Raw genomic sequence first — 16884 nt, 5'->3', positions numbered from 1 at the left:
AAGCGGGCGCATGTTACCCTATGCGTCCGCGTATTGAAACTGTGTTTTTTGAGAAAAAATCACAGCTTTATTCTAACGGGTTATATACCAACTTCAAAACCAAATCCTACGGGATTTTTATGACACATTTGTGACATTATGAACTAAAAGTGACGCATCAATGAATATTTGATGACAAAATGAGCGGTGCCGCAATGAATGCAGAGATAGAATTAAAACTGTTTTTCCTCCCTAAGTTTCAAGAATCCTTGATAAATAAGTTAGATAGCCAGCCAAACGCCACTCCGCAGGGAAAGCGCCGCTTAAGCAACGGTTACTTTGATACACCCGGATTACAATTACGCCAATGGGACATGGGGTTAAGGGTACGCGGGTTTGATGGTCACAAAGAGCAAACCATTAAGACGGCGGGGCAAGTGGTGGGCGGGATCCATTCTCGTCCCGAATATAACGTCACCATTGAAGCCGACAGCCCAAATTTAAGTCTCTTTCCCGCCAATATCTGGCCCGCGAATGCCGATTTAGCCTCAGTGCAAGCGGCACTTGGCTGCGTATTTCATACCGATTTTTATCGCCGCGCTTGGCATGTGAGTTTCGGAGAGAGCCTTATCGAGGTTGCCTTGGACACGGGGGACATTACCGCTAATGGTCAGTATGAAGCCCTCTGCGAACTCGAATTTGAGCTATTGTCGGGGGATGCCAGTGCCTTATTAACCTTGGCGACGCAAGTGGCCGATAGCGTTCCTGTTCGTTTAGGTAAAGCCAGTAAGGCGCAGCGCGGTTATCGACTCGCGGGGCAATCTAAACCGTTAACCTTAAGTGCACTCGAGTTTTTACCTCTGCCCGTGCCTGAGGACCTCAATCTTCATCAGCCCCACCAACAGGACTTAACCGCTACTTGCCAAGTCTTACTGGAAACCGCGCTCGAGCGTTGGCAGTTGCTCGAAGCCATGATTGCCGAAGAACAAGACAACGAAGCCGTAATTGCCCTATGGTGGCGGATGCGCGCCTGTATCCGTTTATTACGGATGACGCTGAGCCAGTTTAGCCTCGCTAACACTACTTTGATGCAGCACTTTACTCTGATTGAATCCCAGCTGGTGTTCATTGAGGAGGCACAGGCCCTAGCGGCCTTGCTGGGCAGTCAAAAAGGCTTATTCACTCGGCACGATGCCCGTCAAGCCTTGATGCAACAACTACAGCTGCAATTTGAGGCCATGGATATCTCTGGGCGGTTAGACTCACTCTGGCAAAGAGTTGAATACGGTCAATTGCAGTTAGCAATTGTTGAGATCCTATTGGCGCTCAGCACGGGTAACATAGAACTGCCCGCAGAGCTTGGATTATCCCAGCATGCTGATCATGCGCAGGAAGCCTCATGGCAGGCGGTTTTAGCGGCGATGCCAAGCGATAAGACCATGACAGCCGAGGATTATTTGCAGTGCGCAGCGTTACTCGATGAGAGCATTCAAGTGGGACAAGCCTATGGGCTTTTGTATGAGGCAAAATCCCGCGATGCATTTAGGGCACCTTGGCAGGATTTAGTGTTAGGGATTAGAACCTTAGCCTGTTATCAGCAATTAACGCAGGCGGCGCAAACCCTTGGCATCGATTTAAGCGACTGGCTTGAGGCTAAGCAGCAAAGCTTACTCTTTGCGATGGAGGCGTCGAGACAAAACGCGATGACGCAAACAACCTATTGGTAACGGTCGATTGGTCGTCACCACATTGAATAAAGTTTAGGAAGGCCATGCCTTCCTAATTCTTTTGGGCTTCTAATGCTTGTTTTAACTCGGCAATTTTGGCCAACATCTGCGCCTGATTCTGCTCCATCTGCCGCTGGTTTTCTTCCATTCTGGCAAGAGCCATTTCGAGTTCGCTTTTAATCTCAGCCTTATGGGCGTCCTGACGTTCTTGGCGCTCACTTTCATCGGGGGCGACAAATACCGAGGCCATATAACCCGAAATCACCCCGAAAAAGCTTACGCCACTGACTATCACTATACCGCCCACAATATGCCCTGCGGTGCTGACGGGATAAAAATCGCCATAACCCACGGTCGAAATCGTCACTAAGGCCCACCATATGGCTTGCTCGGCGGTTTGGATATTGGCGCCTTCGGTACCACTTTCGACAATCAGAATGATGATAGATGCGAAGGTTAAAATGGTCACCATAGCGACCAGTAAACTGGCGAGGGTGGCTTGTTTACGCTGCTTTATCAAGGGAATAAGGTAGGAGCGACTCATGCGGATTAAACGAATTACCCGCAAAATTTGGAACACCCTCGCGATGCGCAGTGCCTCGATGGCGGGAATACTGGCGATAAAATCGATCCAATGATGGCGCAGATAAAATACTTTATCGCGTGCGCGAAACAGGCCAACGAAAAAGTTAACCATAAAAATCATGCAAATCGTGGTATCGATAAAAAACAGTAACCGGTAGGTTTCTTTGTCGAGGCGGCCAAAGGTCATCACTAACACTATGATGACCGAGAGCAGCGACAACAGCATCATGGCGAATTCGAAGGGAGATGGATTACCCAAAGAGCGGAGCGACCAAGGGGTTTTATCTGTCATGCCTAACATGATCCCTGTGTTATAAGGCGAATATCTAAGGTAAAAGAGTTTACGCTATGAGTAAATTAACTTTGTGATAAATCGCCCGACTTAGGTTTGTCGGGCGCTTAAATGCTTAGAGGCGTAACAGCAATTAATCTTCGGCGACAAAGCGTACTAAGTCTTCGAGCACGCGGCGTTTAATCTCAAGCTGAGAATCGGCGCTAAGGCCGTATTTTTCAGCGAGTTGTACATAATCTTCGGCGTTGAGTGAGACGGTTAAGCGGGGACGAGTCGGACGTTTTGAAACACTTAAGCCCAAAATGGTACGGATCTGATCGGAAGGGCTGACACCCGCATCGAGCGCGGCTTTACGAATAGAATATTGAAACTTTTCATCGAGATCGAAGGCCACTTGCGTCGCTTTTGCGGCTTGTTGGTTCTTTTGCCATTGCTCTGGGAGAGGGTGTTTCGTTTTACTCATTAGGCGTTACCTGTTGCTATCAACCGTACATTTCGAGCGAATTTATTGGGATTGTAATGGCTTAAGCGATAAAGTGCGAGTCGCGCACTTTATCGTATGCTAAAGCTTACTGACCGGGCCAGTAGTCGCGAATGTCCGACAAGGGGCGGTATAAGGTCAGTACCACATCGGTATCGCCACCCTCATACACTTCGACTTCTACCGCGCGGCTTTCGTCATCATCGAGCAGTAAATAATATTCGAAGGGCTCGCCGGTTGCACCATTGGCATCCTGCGGCGGTTTTAGGCCGCGGTAGTCTTCGCGGTGAAAATAGCCAAACAGCGCAAAGGTCACTTGATGGTATTGCTTACCCAGCCATTGTTCGAGCTGCTCGGCTAACTGTGGCGATAGCTCTTGGGTGGTGAGTTCGGCGTGGCCTGGTTCATCGAACAGGGTACTGAATTGCTCTAAATCGAATAACTGTTCCACCTGTGCGCGGGTAATTTTCATAGAGAAGGCGAGGTAAGTTTCATCGTCTTCTTCAAGACTCAAAAATAGAGTCTCGCTACCATGACCTTTTAGCACCCACTCGGTTTGCTGATTGCGTTCAAACTCATAGGTATTCACCGCTTCGACTTTCAGTTGTTGACCGCGTAATTGTGGCGGCAGAGCAAAACTATTGTCGATGGAGATCATATCGCCGATCTTGAGCGCAGAGGGATGGTTGAGTTCACGCGCTGGTGGCGCCTTTTTACCAAAAATACTGTTAAAAAATCCCATATTCGCTCCTAAACAGTGCGCACAATGCCAAAGCTCACGCTATGGGTGATTGGACATATTCGCGTGTCTCAAACAAAAAACAAAAAAGCCGAGCACAATAGGGGGTGATGGTCCCATCGGTGCTCGGCGTTTGGTCAATCATGAATTAGCTTTTACGTGCCTTGATACGTTCGAGCACGGCGTTGGCATTCGATTTTTGCTCACCTATGCCAGCTTCGGCTAATTTGGCCTGCAATGATTTATCGCTGCCTTCTTCAGCTAAGGTTTCAGCGGCTTTCAGTCTGTCGTCAAACTGTTGTTGACGTGCCTTGATACGCTCTAATGAATCTTTAGCATTCAGCAGCTTAGAGTTGCTTGAGGCAAAAGAGTCGGTAATGGTCGCCGTCGCCTTTTGTACGCTTTCAGTGGTTTTAACCATGCTTAACTGACGTTGATAATCAGACAGTTGACGCTCGGTCTTTTTCACTAAATCTTTCAGGCGTACTGCGTGAGCGCTGAAGCTATCATTAGCAGTTTGCTGCTCAGCTAGCTCTTGTTCTAATTGAGCAATTTTCTCAGCCACTTCAATGGCTAAGGCTTCGTTGCCCTTATCTAAAGCTTGCGTTGCATAGCCTTCGTGTTCGGCAATTGAGCGCTTTAAGCGGTCAACTTCACGGCTGGCTTGCATTTCTTTCGCCATCACATCGGTCAGTTCGCGCTTAGCGTTGGTTAAGTGTTTCTCGGCATCACGGATTTCTTGTTCGAAAATTCGAGTCGAGTTTGCGTCTACGATGCTTTGGCCAACTTCGGTGGCACCACCGCGAAACGCTGTTAAAATTTTGTTCAGAATGCCCATGATTGTGGCTCCTTATTTCAGATAGTCGACCATTTCATCGATAACTTCTAAGCAGTTATCGGATAAGACTGCTAACTCTTGCTCGATTTCGAGCATGCTAGATTGCAGAGACAGCGCGCCGTAAACCACGTATTTGTCATCAATTTTGGCAAAGGCTGACAATGGCATTGGAATGTTTAATTCGAGCATGGTTTCAAACATTTCGCTGCGACGTTCTTGGTTTACTTCGTTCTCGCCCCACAGGTAGCTGATGCAGAGAATTTGGTTGTCCGTCACCGATACGAATACCGGGATTTCTTCACGGCCGACCACATTCACTTGCAACACTTCGACTTCACCATCAATTGGATAGCAATCGAATTGGAAGCCGGTCTGGCTGTTATTGCCAAGGCTGTTGAGGTGATTAGCAAGAGTATGGATATTCATATTTGTCCTTATTGACATATTATGTCTATGTTCAAAGATAGCACCGAGACATAATATGTCAAGCACTATCTTTATCCGTTAAAAAAGATCCAGTCCTTGGGTTTCGGACCATGCCTGTTGATGATAATGGTACAACTGCAACGAACCGAGTTCGTTAGGCTTAATACTGGCGGCGTCCTGATAAAAATTGGCAGGAAATTCAAAGGCGCCTTTGACTAAACCTAAGGTTAACCAGTCATCCGCTATCGGTAGTGTTGTCAGCTCGCCAAGGCGATGCTGGGCATCCTTTCCCGATAGGGTGGCAATACTCCAGCCCCATTCTCCAAAGCTTGGGACGTTATGGTGATACTGTTTTACGTCAAATCCCGCTAAGGCCAAAGTTTTGGCTACCGAGATAAAGGCCTTTTGCGCGTGATAGGGTGAGGTTGACTGTACAGTCAGAGCACCATCACTGCTCATTAGTTCCTTGAGCTTGCGATAGAAATAATCCGAATAGAGCTTATTTAAATCGGGATGGCTAGGATCGGGCAGATCCACAATAATGGCATCGTATTTATCCCCTGCGGCAATCAGTTTATCGACACCATTAAAGGCGTCGTCGTGGATCACGTTAACGCGAGGATCGTTAAAGGCATTGCCATTGAGGGCTAACAGGGCTTGGCTTAGACGCTTAGGCATATCCGTATCGGGCGTTTTAAAGAGTTGCACCAATGCGGCATCAAGATCGAGCAAGGTCACTTGCTCAGGCTCCCAACGCAGCACTTGCTTTAGGCCCAACCCATCACCACCACCAATGATTAATACCTTGTTGTGGCGAGCGCTGGCTGCAAGCGTTGGGTGAACTAAAAACGCATGGTAGATATGTTCATCGATACTCGAAAACTGTAATCGGCCATTGATATGCAAAGAGTATACGGGAGAGAGGCCATTGCCGCGTAAGCGCTCGGTAAAGGTGAGTTGTTGAAAACGCGTGGCCTTAGCGTAAACCACTTTGTCTTTATAGAGCAGATTGTTGAACTGTTGCTCCCAACTAGGTCCTTGGATGGCGAGCAGCAATAATACGCCCGTGACCACAAAATGCCCCGCGAGCAATAATTTTGCGTTTTGGATTTTGGGCCAAAAACGCCAGATAAACACAAAGCCCGCGAGCAAGTTAAAGCTGGCGGTCAGCGCGGCGGCGAGTTGAATATCGATGGCCAGCATAAAGCCGACCCAAATGGCCGCGCCAATCCCTGCGCCAATATAGTCGGCGCCATAAATGGTGCCAGCGTTATGCAGTAAGTGTTCATCTGACAGGGATTGTCTCACCCTCGCGATCAGCGGAATTTCCATCCCGATCATCAAGCCGAGCAAAACGCCCCAGACATAGGGCAGATGTTCGCTCAGCTTCTGCAGCGAGCCAATCATGCCACCTTCTGGCAGTTGATCCGGTGGTAAGCCTAAGGTGGAGGCGATAAGCATCGGCAGCTGCTGACCAAAACCTATCACGGCTGCGGTAATTAAAATCGCCAGCGAGCCACAGAGCGCGACCGTGAGTTCGAGCACCACAAAGCCGGTAAAGGCATCTTTAATTTTGCGAGCGGCAAAGGCGCCAAGACCCATGGAGACGATCATCAGGCCGATCATAGTGTAAATGGCGGCTTCTAACGCGCCTAAGATCCGGCCTGCGTAGTGGGACAACAGGTATTCGTAGATCAGGCCGCACCCAGCGAGTACGGCCATAATGCCCAATAGTAGGACATCATCGAACCAGCTTAGGCGACTCGTTTTTACCGCTTGAGTCGCCGAGCCAGTTATTTGGGATTCGTGCATTGGATTACGCCATTAGGGCCGTGAGAATAAGTGCGATAGCAATACTGATGGCCATTTCTACGGCAGCGATACCGATGTTGTGCTGTCTTTCGACTTCATCCGCTAAATCGATTCGTGCCAGCACCAGCTTTTTGATCACAAATAGTAGCAGTGTCAGTACGACCAGCATGATGATGGAGAAGACTAACCAGCCGATGATGTTAGTCACATAGGCCGTTGGGTTGAACAGGATAAAATGACTCGCGGCATTAAAGCTTAGCGCCATGGCGATCATAAAGCCTGCGTGGCGAATGGCTAATGCCGTGTGGCCTTGGGCGAGTGCTTGTTGCATTGAGGAATCTTGATTACGACTCGCGAAGCGTTTTTCGCGTAGGCGGGTGAGTAGCACTAGCATTAACTGCGAAATCGCAAAGGCGCTGAAGATGGCGATAAAGGTATCGAGTGTTAAATCCTCGGCCCATAACAGTACGGCGCGAATAATGATCGCGGTAGCGATGGCCGCGCTCGCATCCACAATGGCGACAGACACGTTGCCTTTAAGGATTTGCTGGTTCTTATCTAACTCGTTTAGCGCGATTTTGTCGTGTAAAAAGCGCCCGAGTTTAATCAGCACTAAACCAAATAACCCGTAGGCGCTCATGCCAATAGCTTCGGTTAAATACGAGGGCGCAGCGGCGCCAGTGATTGCACCCGTTAGCACTATGCCGAGCGCGGCAACGGCGCCAGCGGTACTGATCCCAAAGGCAAAGTTATCGCGTTCAGCCAGTTCTTTACTGCTGTTGACTCTGACGCTCCAGCCCTGCAAATAACGCATTAATGTCAATAAGATAACCGCAATAGTGAGGTCGATTGCCAGTATGGTGACTAGCTCTGGTGTGATACCGAAATCCTGAAATAATGTCATGGGAGATCCTTTAGTTTACTTGCCTCGGCGCACACTGCGGGTCGTGCGGTTGCTGGAATTACGGAAGCTACTGTCTTTAGAATAATTAGAGCGGAATTTACTGCCCGACTGCGCGCTCGACTTATTCGCTGTAGTATTGGTTTTAGGTGCGCTGCTGCTCTCACGGGAGAGAGCCGTTGCACCCGTGCGCGATTTTGAATAGGGGCTGTCGAAGCGTTTCCCTTGAGAATCGAAACGTTTTTTGGTCTGCTCGAAGGTTTTTTCCTGCGCCTGTGCTTGTTTTGGCGAGGTGTAGCGATAGCGACCTACGTCGTTGTAATAGCTGTAGCCACGGTTACCCGACCAACGGTCGTAATAAATGGGACGGTGGAAAATATTCGAAAACATCGAATACATGCCGTACCAAGCCCAGAAGGACATGCCGCTCGAGTCTGTCTGCCAGCTACCGTAAGCCGGGTTACCCACCAATTGGCTACCAGGGCCAAAATCTTCGGCATTATTGGCAAGGGCCGCCGCCTCACGGCTGATGGCATTAACACGGGCAAGCTTGCCCTCCGACATATCGGCAATCACGTTCACCGGATCGGAAAGCATGTCGTTATACAGGCTGGGATCGGCCGCTTGATAAAGGTTCTCAACCTCGGCGAGTTGCTGGTCGAGATCGGTAAAGTTAGCCGAGTTTTTGGCATCGTCTAAGCGGCGCTTCAGCGAGGTATACATTGGCCCTTCGGCGGTTGAATCCTTGGCTAATTCATCCAAGAGTGGCGCGAAATCGGGCTTTTGCTGTTTGAGCAAACTGCTGTATTGCTTGAGCAGATTGGCGTTACGTACTTGGCCGTCCTCGAGCATGGTATTGAGTGTCGAGAGGCGCTGCTGAGTGAGTTGTTGATACTTCTCTATTTTCTCTGGCCTGTCATCGCCACAACCCGTAAGCGATAAGGTCGCGGCCAAAATGAGTATCGACGTGAGAACCCGCATTAGCATTCCTGCCATGTTTTCTCCAAAAGTGCTGAAATAAAACTCAAATATGGGCGGACAATAATAATCTACTTGCCCAATATGTTTGCCTCACAGGTTATAGTACCCTAAACAGCCAAGAAAGAGGGGGCCACTTTCTGTTGGGCTGAGCTTGCATTTGCCATGGAGGGAAATTTGCCTTGAGGCATGGCAATGGCATCAAACCTGATGTGGCTTCATTCTATATCATTTATGACATAATATGTCGACGTTTAAATTTGTTAGGGATTATTATGGCCGTACAAAAAGACAGTAATAAGTCATTGTCTCCCCTCATCAATCAAGCCTCAGAGCGACATTGGGCACGCCTCGCCGAAGTATGGTCAGAAGGACTGGCAAATTTAACGCCTGCGCAGCAGCAGGAACTGAAAAACGTTTTAGGATTAAGCGATTATATCGCAGCGCAGTTAACTCGGTCACCCGAGTGGATTAACACTTTATTCGCGGGCGATTTGCAGCAAGTGGAGCGGCAGACCTTTGATGCCCAGCTACACGATCAGTTAAGTAGTGCGACGACTGAAGACCTCGCAAAACGTCAATTACGCCGATTCCGTAACTATCAAATGGTGCGTTTAGCTTGGCGAGATTTTTTAGATTACGCCAGTTTAGAAGAGTCACTGTTAGACCTTTCGGCACTCGCCGAAGCGTTGGTGATTGGTGCAAGGGATTGGCTCTATAAAGAAATGTGTGCCCAATATGGCACGCCTATGGATAAGGCGGGCAATCCGCAGCCTTTGCTTATTTTGGGCATGGGCAAGCTCGGTGGGCGTGAGCTTAACTTTTCCTCCGATATCGACCTGATTTTTACCTTCCCCGAACATGGCGAAACCGTGGGTGGGCGCCGAAGCCTAGATAACCAACAGTTTTTCATCCGTATGGGGCAGCGGCTAGTTAATTTACTCGACCAAATTACCGTCGATGGGTTTGTGTTCCGCGTCGACATGCGCCTGCGTCCCTACGGCGAGAGCGGTCCATTGGTGGTGAGCTTTAGTGGTCTTGAGGATTATTACCAAGAGCAAGGGCGCGACTGGGAACGCTATGCCATGGTCAAAGCCCGTTCGCTTGGGCCTTGGAACCATTTTTCCGACGAATTACACAGCTTGCTGCGCCCCTTTGTCTATCGCCGGTATATCGACTTCTCGGCGATTGAGTCCCTGCGCAAAATGAAACAACTCATTGCCCAAGAAGTGCGTCGCCGTCAGTTAACCGACAATATTAAACTCGGTGCCGGCGGGATACGTGAAGTGGAGTTCGTGGTGCAAAGCTTTCAGCTGATCCGCGGCGGCCGTGAACCCGCCCTGCGCCAGCAGAGCCTATTTGGGGCCATGGATACCCTTTACAGCCTAGGTCAATTCGAATACTTGGCGGTCGATGAGCTAAAACACAGTTACTTATTACTGCGCCGAGTCGAGAACCTGTTACAGGCGATTGATGATAAGCAAACCCAGACTCTGCCAAATAATCCCCTCGATTGGGCAAGATTGTGCGCAGTGCTGGATATGACCAACGAAACCGATCTTCGCACCCATATCGAGGCGGCGATGGCGAAGATTCACCGTCATTTTAAAGCCACAGTTGGCGGTGAAGAAGGCGAGGAGAAAGCCGAGCATTGGACTGCGCAGCTGTGGAATGTGCAGCAGGATGACCACGCAGTTAATCTCCTCGCCGAGCAGCAGATTGATGACGATAAACTCTGGCCGCTGCTCAGCAGTTGGCGCGAAACCGTGACAAAACGCTCGATTGGTCCCCGTGGCCGTGAGACCCTGGATAAATTAATGCCAAGGTTGCTCGACGAATTACTCAATCAGCCCAGCCCTTCAGCGGCCTTCGAGCCTGTCTCAAAGGTGCTGGAGCAAATTCTGACGCGCACGACCTATCTCGAATTGCTGTGCGAAAATCCCGGCGCCCGTCAGCAGCTCGTGAGTCTGTGCTGTGCTAGCCCTTGGATTGCGGCGCAGCTCGCTAAATTCCCTATGTTGCTCGATGAGCTTATCGACCCTGCGCATCTGTACGATACGACATCGCTCGATGATTATCCCAGTGAATTGCGCCAGTATCTGCTGCGGGTGCCTGAGGATGATATGGAGCAGCAAATGGAGGCGCTGCGCCAGTTTAAGTTGTCACAGCAGCTGAAAATTGCTGCCGCCGATGTGACAGGCGTTTTACCTGTGATGCAGGTGAGCGACCACTTAACCTTCTTGGCCGAAGCTATTATCGAGCAAGTGGTGATGCAGGCATGGCAGCAAGTAGCGGTGCGCCATGGTGTGCCCAGTTATCTTGAGGAAGGTAACGACACCGGCTTTGCGGTCATAGGTTATGGCAAGTTAGGCGGTATCGAACTGGGTTACGGTTCGGATCTGGATTTGGTCTTCCTCTACGAAGCGCCCGAAAACATGGCCAACAGTCTTACGAATGGCGATAGACCGATAGAAGTGGGCCATTTTTATTTGAAACTGGCTCAACGTATTCTGCACTTATTCTCAACCCGAACCACCTCGGGTGAGTTGTATGAAGTGGATATGCGCCTGCGTCCGTCTGGCTCATCGGGGTTAATGGTGAGTGAGATTGCGCGCTTTGGCGAGTATCAAACGCAGGAGGCCTGGACTTGGGAGCATCAAGCCTTAGTGCGTTCACGCTTTGTGTTTGGCGATAATAGTTTAGCTGCTAAATTTAGCCAGATCCGCGCATCGGTGCTCGAGCAATCAAGGGACAAAGACGAGCTGAAAAAGGCCGTGCGTGAGATGCGCCAAAAGATGCGCGATCATTTACTCAAGGTCAGTGAAGGTGAATTCGACTTGAAACAAAGCCCCGGCGGGATCACGGATATTGAGTTTATCGCCCAATATTTAGTGCTCGCTCATGCGCATGAGTATCCCGAGTTGTCGATTTGGTCTGATAACGTGCGTATTTTTGGGGTGCTGGCCGAGCTTGAGCTTTTGCCGCTGATGAGTGCGCAGCACTTAACTCAGAGTTATTGTTGGCTAAGGGATGAAAATCATCGCCTCACCTTGCAACAAAAAGCCGGTAAGTTAGCCTACGCCGATGTGGAAGAACATGCTGAAAGGGTGATGAATATTTATCGAAATATACTCGAATAGCTAAAGCCACGGAGGAATAGCAGGGCGGTTAACGCCATTCCTTGCTGTTCCACTCCTTGGGCTTAGACTAAGCTTGATTAAGAGCCGTTAGCGGAGCGTACTATGCAATTACCTCCAATTCCTGAAAACGAGTTGCAGCGTTTAGCTACTCTAAGAGCGCTGAATGTACTCGATACCGATGTCGAAGAAAGATTCGATAGGATCACTCGATTGACTCGGCGGATCTTTTCACTGCCCATTTGTGTGGTGACTTTAGTCGATGCGAATCGACAGTGGTTTAAGTCTCGTCAAGGGTTAGAGGTGACTGAAACTCCAAGGGATATTTCCTTTTGCGCCCATGCGATTAATCATGATGGGATTTTCGTTGTGCATGATGCGCTAAAGGATCCACGCTTTTGTGATAATCCTTTAGTCACTGAGCCGCCCCATATTCGTTTTTATGTGGGTTATCCCCTCACTATTCATGGTGAATTTCGGGTTGGTACTCTGTGCTTAATCGGTAATGAGCCGCGCGATTTTACCGAAGAAGACGCCGAAACCTTAACGGATCTGGGGCAAATGGTGGAGGCTGAGCTCTTGTCCATCGCGCAAAATACCTTAGATCCGCTGACCATGATCTCCAACCGCCGAGGGTTTGAGTTGCTCGCCTATCAATCGCTGGCGAGTTGTCGTCGTACCGATGCCGAGGCCGCCTTAGTCTTTTTCGACCTCGACTTTTTTAAGGAAGTGAATGATAGTTTTGGCCACCGCAAGGGCGATCAACTGCTCTATGACTTTGCCCATATTTTGATGGCGGCCTTTAGGGAGTCCGATGTGATTGCACGGCTGGGCGGCGATGAGTTTGTGGTGTTATTAAGTTTTATCGAGCGCGATACAGTGAACTTTGCAATTGAGCGCTTTAAGCTGTTGCTTGCCGAGTATAATCAACAACATCCAGAACATCCCCTCGAAACCAGCATAGGCATAGCCCATTGGTTGCCAGCATCGGATATGAATCTGGATGATCTACTCGACGCAGCCGACCGAGCCATGTATCGAGATAAAGCGGTGCATCACTTGGATAAGCCTTAGTTAATCGGGTCGCTGACTCAGTGATAAACAGGTTTATAAGATAAAAAGGTTTATAAGGTAAAAAGGGAGACTGAAGTCTCCCTTTTTATGGCTGAAAATTAAGCGGTAATTTGTAACACCCAATGCTGATACAAGGGCAAACCGATTAACACATTTACTGGGAAGGTAATCCCCAGCGACGCCAGCATAGCCAAACCGATATTGGCCTCGGGAATGGCGGCGCGGATCGCGGCAGGCGCAGCAATATAGGAGGCGCTGGCACTCAAGGCCGCCAGGATTAAGATGCTGCCTTCGGGCAATTCCAACCATAAACCGACACCGATACCACACCATGCCAAGATAAATGGCGTCACGGCGGCAAACACTAACAGGCGCCATTGTTGCAGCGGCAGCGGTAAACAGACTTTCGCCGTGACTAAGCCCATCTCCAGTAAAAACAGTGCCAGTAGGGTTTTAAAGCCACCGAGCAGCACAGGTGTTAGAGGGGCTAGTCCCGTCGGGCCATAGAGCCAACCTATCACGACACCACCTACCAGTAGCACGACGCCACGGCTGGTTAGTGCCTCGTGTAACACACTGGATTTATGGGCCATTGGCGCGGCATCTTGTCCCGCCTGTTTTGAGCTTAAGTATCTGTGCAGCCAGAGCATAACTACAATCGCGGGCAGTTCGAGTAGCACTAGGTATAGGGTGGTTTCGGGTCTTAATGTCATCCCTGATTTTTCCACCATGGCGAGCACCACGGCAAAGGTGCCCGCGCTCACCGACCCATAATGGGCGGCGATGCTAATGGCATCGGTTCGACCGAGTTGCACTAAGCGCGTCAGCACAGGGTAAAGCACTAAGGGGATGAGTAAACCTAAGGCGACCACAGCAACCAATTCGGTGATCACTAGGTTTTGGGTATGACCGTGCAGCGCCATGCCGCCCTTAAGCCCTAAGGTCAGCATTAACAAAATCGAGAGGGTTTCGTAGATGGCGGGGGGAACCTTAAGATCGGATTTAACTAAACCGGCGAGTAAACCTAAGGCGAAAAACGCAATGACAATATCTGGCATAAGTATCTCACTAATAACGACATCAACAGAATAATGCGCCGAGAAAGTTCTGCGGGCATCGATGGCTGGAGATTCTGAACCCAATTCGTTATATTGAAAAATAAATTGTTTGCTGATTAGGTATAGATAAATGTCTATGGGTAAGTCTTCCCAAGGCCAACTTAAACTTCGGCACTTAAGCTTTCGTTTGCTCGAGGTGTATGTACAGGTTGTCAGGCTTGGCAATATCTCGGCCGCTGCGCGCGCCTTGCATCTCACCCAGCCGACAGTTTCGCTACAACTGAAGAAATTGGCCGATATTTTGGGTGAGCCTCTATTGATAAGCGCAGAGGGGCGAATGCAGCCAACCTTAGTCGGGCAAGAGCTCTATCGGGTTGCCTGCGATACCTTGAGTCGCTTCGAAGACTTCGATGCCTTTATTCAACAGGCGAGGGGCGGCAGTGTCGGCCATATCAATATCGGTCTAGTGACCACGGCAAAATACGTGATGCCTCGGATTTTAGGGGCCTTCTATCGCCAATTTCCGCAGGTCAAAGTCACCTTAAATATTGGCAACCGTGCGCATATTTTGGGGCGATTCGAGCGTCAAGAAGATGATTTATATCTCTTTAGTCATCCACCCAGTGGTGAGAATGTGTTATCGGCGCGGATCATTAAAAATCCGCTGCAACTGATAGCCCCTAAGGACCATTGGGCGGTTGAGTGCCAACACCTCAACTTTAATGCGTTGAAACAAGAGCGCTTTATCATGCGCGAGCCGGGTTCAGCCACACGGCTGATGTTTGAGTCTTGGTGTAGCGCCCAAGGGATTGCCTTGAGCGACACAATGCAGATTGAGAGCAACGAGGCGATTCGTTTAAGCGTGGCGTCGGGCTTAGGCTTATCGGTGATTTCGGCCCACACGTTGCAGGAAGGGCGTGAAAAACCTGCAATATTGTCGGTAAACGGATTTCCACTGGAGAGTAACTGGTATCTGGTGGGGCGCAGGGACAGGCGCTTACCCTATGCCGCCATGCAGTTAGTGTCGTTTATGGCGAGTCAACTTGCCGACTGTATTGAACCTGAATGGGTTGCTGCGGATATTCAGCAGTTAAGTCAGCGATTTAATGGATGATACTCGCCTTGGCGCAGCAGTGGGGATAGGGTAGTTTAGGCTAAATATGTTGGTGCCGATAATCAGGGGAATATAAATGGAGCTAGATTCGTTGCTGATGTTTGTGATTGCGTGCCTCTCAATCAATCTGATCCCTGGGCCCGATGTGGTCTACATCGTTTCGAACACTATGAAGGGTAAAATGGCCTGCGGTCTTAAAGCGGCGTTAGGATTAGGCGCGGGTTATTTTGTGCATACCTTGGCCGCTTGCTTAGGGCTCTCCGCCATTATCTTAAGTTCGGCCTTGGCCTTTAATATAGTGAAATGGCTCGGTGCGGCTTACTTATTGTATTTAGGTGTAAAAGCTCTGATATCCTGCTGGCAGGGCCAGAGCAGAATAGTGATTGGCGACAACGCCACGTCAAACACCAATGTGTTTTTACAGGGCATGGTGGTGAGTGTGTTAAATCCTAAGGTAGCGCTGTTTTTCCTATCATTTTTACCGCAATTTATCGACCCCGCCTCGGGCGAGGTTGCCACGCAACTGTTAATCTTAGGTTTACTCTTCAGTGGCCTAGCAACCTTGGTCAACCTGCTATATGCCGCCTGTGGCAGTTGGCTATTTAATCGACCCGATTCACAGCGTTACGCTCGCGGACTTGAGGGCGTTTCCGGCGTGTTACTGGTCGGGCTTGCCGGAAAAGTCGCTATTAGCGACTGATAACCTAAGCGTCTGACTCTTACTCACTGCCAGTTAGTGAATGCATGAGATGGCGTCACACTTATCCACGATGCCATCGAGCATACGCTTAGATTAACTTGCGTTCCTTGGCGATTTCAGCCAGCCCTTGTTCAAAGCGAGTGACCTTAAAATCAGGGAAGCGAGCTTTAAATTTATCGGAAATAAACAGATTGTCGCAGCGATAACGGGGCAGCAATTCTCCCGCATCACGTATGGTGGGGTTGAATTTACCCGCGAGCCACAGTTGCCATTCTTTGACCACAGTATATCGCGCCGATACTTTAAAAATGTCGGCGGCAAGAGTAATAAATTCCTTATAGGTCAATCTATTGTCATCACAGGGTAAGTGCCATGTTTGTCCATAGGCATCAGGCGTATTCCCGAGTAAGGCCATGGCGCGGCTGGCATCTGGGGTGTAAATCAAACTGCGTTTCGTATCGTCACGTAAAAACACTTTGGCCTTTTTCCCTTGGGCGAGATTGTCGATAACCGTGGTGTTGGTAATACTTTGGGGTTGGCCAGGGCCGTAAAATTCTGGCGCGCGGCAGATCATCGCCTCGAGTCGCCCGGCCTTCATCTCATCGAGTAACATTTGGGTGATTTCGCCCCTCACGCGGCCTTTGGCACCATTGGGTGCAAATGCTGCATCCTCGCGCTGCGACGCCGCCGTTTGCGGATACATATAGGTATTATCGAAATACACCAGCTTGGCGCCGTGAGTCTTACAGGCCTGGATAACATTACCCATGATAACAGGCCATTGCTCGACCCAAAGCTGAGTATCCATAGGCAGTCCCGCCGTGAGATAAACGATTTCAGAGTCTTCCACCGCGGCTAAGGTTTGTGCTAAGTCGAGCAGGTTGGCGCTCTTTAACTCGTCTGTGGCATTCACTTTTTGCGGTTTACGGCTAACAAGGCGAATGTCACAGTCAAACTCGCGGTTAAGGCTAAGGGCTAGTTCTCTGCCGATTTGACCGTTGGCTCCGAGTATGGTTTGTCTCATGTTTTCTCCAAAGGGATGA

Annotated in this window: 15 protein-coding genes; 5 read left to right on the top strand and 10 right to left on the bottom strand. The window is 49.6% G+C overall.

Annotation, left to right across the window (positions count from 1 at the left end):
- Positions 1–194: 194 nt before the first annotated feature.
- Positions 195–1706, top strand: a complete 1512-nt coding sequence (locus B5P39_RS07475; RefSeq protein WP_088211142.1) for a CYTH domain-containing protein — start codon at positions 195–197, stop codon at positions 1704–1706.
- 52 nt (positions 1707–1758) lie between these two features.
- Here the strand turns inward: B5P39_RS07475 and B5P39_RS07470 are convergent, their stop codons facing one another.
- The 8 genes from B5P39_RS07470 to B5P39_RS07435 form a co-directional block, all read right to left on the bottom strand.
- On the bottom strand, positions 1759–2583 hold the full coding sequence (locus tag B5P39_RS07470) for an ion transporter (RefSeq protein ID WP_011715970.1): 825 nt from the start codon (positions 2581–2583) through the stop codon (positions 1759–1761).
- A gap of 133 nt (positions 2584–2716) precedes the next feature.
- Complete coding sequence (locus B5P39_RS07465; protein ID WP_011715971.1) at positions 2717–3046, bottom strand: hypothetical protein; 330 nt, start codon at positions 3044–3046, stop codon at positions 2717–2719.
- Positions 3047–3152: 106 nt separating this feature from the next.
- Positions 3153–3806 (bottom strand): hypothetical protein, encoded by a 654-nt coding sequence (locus tag B5P39_RS07460; RefSeq protein WP_088211011.1) that lies wholly within the window; start codon positions 3804–3806, stop codon positions 3153–3155.
- 145 nt (positions 3807–3951) lie between these two features.
- Positions 3952–4641 (bottom strand): PspA/IM30 family protein, encoded by a 690-nt coding sequence (locus tag B5P39_RS07455; RefSeq protein ID WP_011715973.1) that lies wholly within the window; start codon positions 4639–4641, stop codon positions 3952–3954.
- Between the two features lie 12 nt (positions 4642–4653).
- Positions 4654–5067, bottom strand: a complete 414-nt coding sequence (locus tag B5P39_RS07450; RefSeq protein WP_007645549.1) for a YjfI family protein — start codon at positions 5065–5067, stop codon at positions 4654–4656.
- Positions 5068–5145: 78 nt separating this feature from the next.
- Positions 5146–6879 (bottom strand): polyamine aminopropyltransferase, encoded by a 1734-nt coding sequence (locus B5P39_RS07445; protein WP_088211010.1) that lies wholly within the window; start codon positions 6877–6879, stop codon positions 5146–5148.
- 4 nt (positions 6880–6883) lie between these two features.
- On the bottom strand, positions 6884–7783 hold the full coding sequence (locus B5P39_RS07440) for a DUF350 domain-containing protein (protein WP_011623854.1): 900 nt from the start codon (positions 7781–7783) through the stop codon (positions 6884–6886).
- A 15-nt stretch (positions 7784–7798) separates the two neighbouring features.
- Entirely contained in the window at positions 7799–8776 is a 978-nt protein-coding gene (locus tag B5P39_RS07435; protein WP_011715975.1) for a hypothetical protein, read from the bottom strand.
- 257 nt (positions 8777–9033) lie between these two features.
- On the opposite strand from B5P39_RS07435, the gene glnE reads away from it, so the two are divergent.
- Both glnE and B5P39_RS07425 read left to right on the top strand, forming a co-directional pair.
- Positions 9034–11898, top strand: coding sequence for a bifunctional [glutamate--ammonia ligase]-adenylyl-L-tyrosine phosphorylase/[glutamate--ammonia-ligase] adenylyltransferase (glnE, locus tag B5P39_RS07430; protein ID WP_088211009.1), 2865 nt, complete (start codon positions 9034–9036; stop codon positions 11896–11898).
- 102 nt (positions 11899–12000) lie between these two features.
- The gene (locus B5P39_RS07425) at positions 12001–12969 is read left to right on the top strand and encodes a GGDEF domain-containing protein (protein WP_088211008.1); all 969 of its coding nucleotides are present in this window, start codon (positions 12001–12003) and stop codon (positions 12967–12969) included.
- 98 nt (positions 12970–13067) lie between these two features.
- Here B5P39_RS07425 and B5P39_RS07420 read toward each other — a convergent pair whose 3' ends face one another.
- Positions 13068–14027, bottom strand: a complete 960-nt coding sequence (locus B5P39_RS07420) for a sodium-dependent bicarbonate transport family permease (protein ID WP_088211007.1) — start codon at positions 14025–14027, stop codon at positions 13068–13070.
- Between the two features lie 130 nt (positions 14028–14157).
- On the opposite strand from B5P39_RS07420, the gene B5P39_RS07415 reads away from it, so the two are divergent.
- Both B5P39_RS07415 and B5P39_RS07410 read left to right on the top strand, forming a co-directional pair.
- The gene (locus tag B5P39_RS07415; protein WP_441347606.1) at positions 14158–15141 is read left to right on the top strand and encodes a LysR family transcriptional regulator; all 984 of its coding nucleotides are present in this window, start codon (positions 14158–14160) and stop codon (positions 15139–15141) included.
- Between the two features lie 76 nt (positions 15142–15217).
- Positions 15218–15841 (top strand): LysE family translocator, encoded by a 624-nt coding sequence (locus B5P39_RS07410; RefSeq protein WP_088211005.1) that lies wholly within the window; start codon positions 15218–15220, stop codon positions 15839–15841.
- Positions 15842–15929: 88 nt separating this feature from the next.
- Here B5P39_RS07410 and B5P39_RS07405 read toward each other — a convergent pair whose 3' ends face one another.
- Positions 15930–16865, bottom strand: coding sequence for an NAD-dependent epimerase/dehydratase family protein (locus B5P39_RS07405; RefSeq protein WP_088211004.1), 936 nt, complete (start codon positions 16863–16865; stop codon positions 15930–15932).
- Between the last annotated feature and the right edge of the window lie 19 nt (positions 16866–16884).

The organism is Shewanella sp. Shew256, from assembly GCF_002196695.1.
Classification (GTDB): domain Bacteria; phylum Pseudomonadota; class Gammaproteobacteria; order Enterobacterales; family Shewanellaceae; genus Shewanella; species Shewanella mangrovisoli.
This window is presented reverse-complemented; position numbering and strand designations above follow the sequence as displayed.

Excerpts from the sequence above, each read along its gene's own strand:
- B5P39_RS07475 (WP_088211142.1), top strand. The coding sequence starts at position 195 with ATGAATGCAGAGATAGAATTAAAACTGTTTTTCCTCCCTAAGTTTCAA.
- B5P39_RS07470 (WP_011715970.1), bottom strand. The coding sequence starts at position 2,583 with ATGACAGATAAAACCCCTTGGTCGCTCCGCTCTTTGGGTAATCCATCT.
- B5P39_RS07465 (WP_011715971.1), bottom strand. The coding sequence starts at position 3,046 with ATGAGTAAAACGAAACACCCTCTCCCAGAGCAATGGCAAAAGAACCAA.
- B5P39_RS07460 (WP_088211011.1), bottom strand. The coding sequence starts at position 3,806 with ATGGGATTTTTTAACAGTATTTTTGGTAAAAAGGCGCCACCAGCGCGT.
- B5P39_RS07455 (WP_011715973.1), bottom strand. The coding sequence starts at position 4,641 with ATGGGCATTCTGAACAAAATTTTAACAGCGTTTCGCGGTGGTGCCACC.
- B5P39_RS07450 (WP_007645549.1), bottom strand. The coding sequence starts at position 5,067 with ATGAATATCCATACTCTTGCTAATCACCTCAACAGCCTTGGCAATAAC.
- B5P39_RS07445 (WP_088211010.1), bottom strand. The coding sequence starts at position 6,879 with ATGCACGAATCCCAAATAACTGGCTCGGCGACTCAAGCGGTAAAAACG.
- B5P39_RS07440 (WP_011623854.1), bottom strand. The coding sequence starts at position 7,783 with ATGACATTATTTCAGGATTTCGGTATCACACCAGAGCTAGTCACCATA.
- B5P39_RS07435 (WP_011715975.1), bottom strand. The coding sequence starts at position 8,776 with ATGGCAGGAATGCTAATGCGGGTTCTCACGTCGATACTCATTTTGGCC.
- glnE (WP_088211009.1), top strand. The coding sequence starts at position 9,034 with ATGGCCGTACAAAAAGACAGTAATAAGTCATTGTCTCCCCTCATCAAT.
- B5P39_RS07425 (WP_088211008.1), top strand. The coding sequence starts at position 12,001 with ATGCAATTACCTCCAATTCCTGAAAACGAGTTGCAGCGTTTAGCTACT.
- B5P39_RS07420 (WP_088211007.1), bottom strand. The coding sequence starts at position 14,027 with ATGCCAGATATTGTCATTGCGTTTTTCGCCTTAGGTTTACTCGCCGGT.
- B5P39_RS07415 (WP_441347606.1), top strand. The coding sequence starts at position 14,158 with ATGTCTATGGGTAAGTCTTCCCAAGGCCAACTTAAACTTCGGCACTTA.
- B5P39_RS07410 (WP_088211005.1), top strand. The coding sequence starts at position 15,218 with ATGGAGCTAGATTCGTTGCTGATGTTTGTGATTGCGTGCCTCTCAATC.
- B5P39_RS07405 (WP_088211004.1), bottom strand. The coding sequence starts at position 16,865 with ATGAGACAAACCATACTCGGAGCCAACGGTCAAATCGGCAGAGAACTA.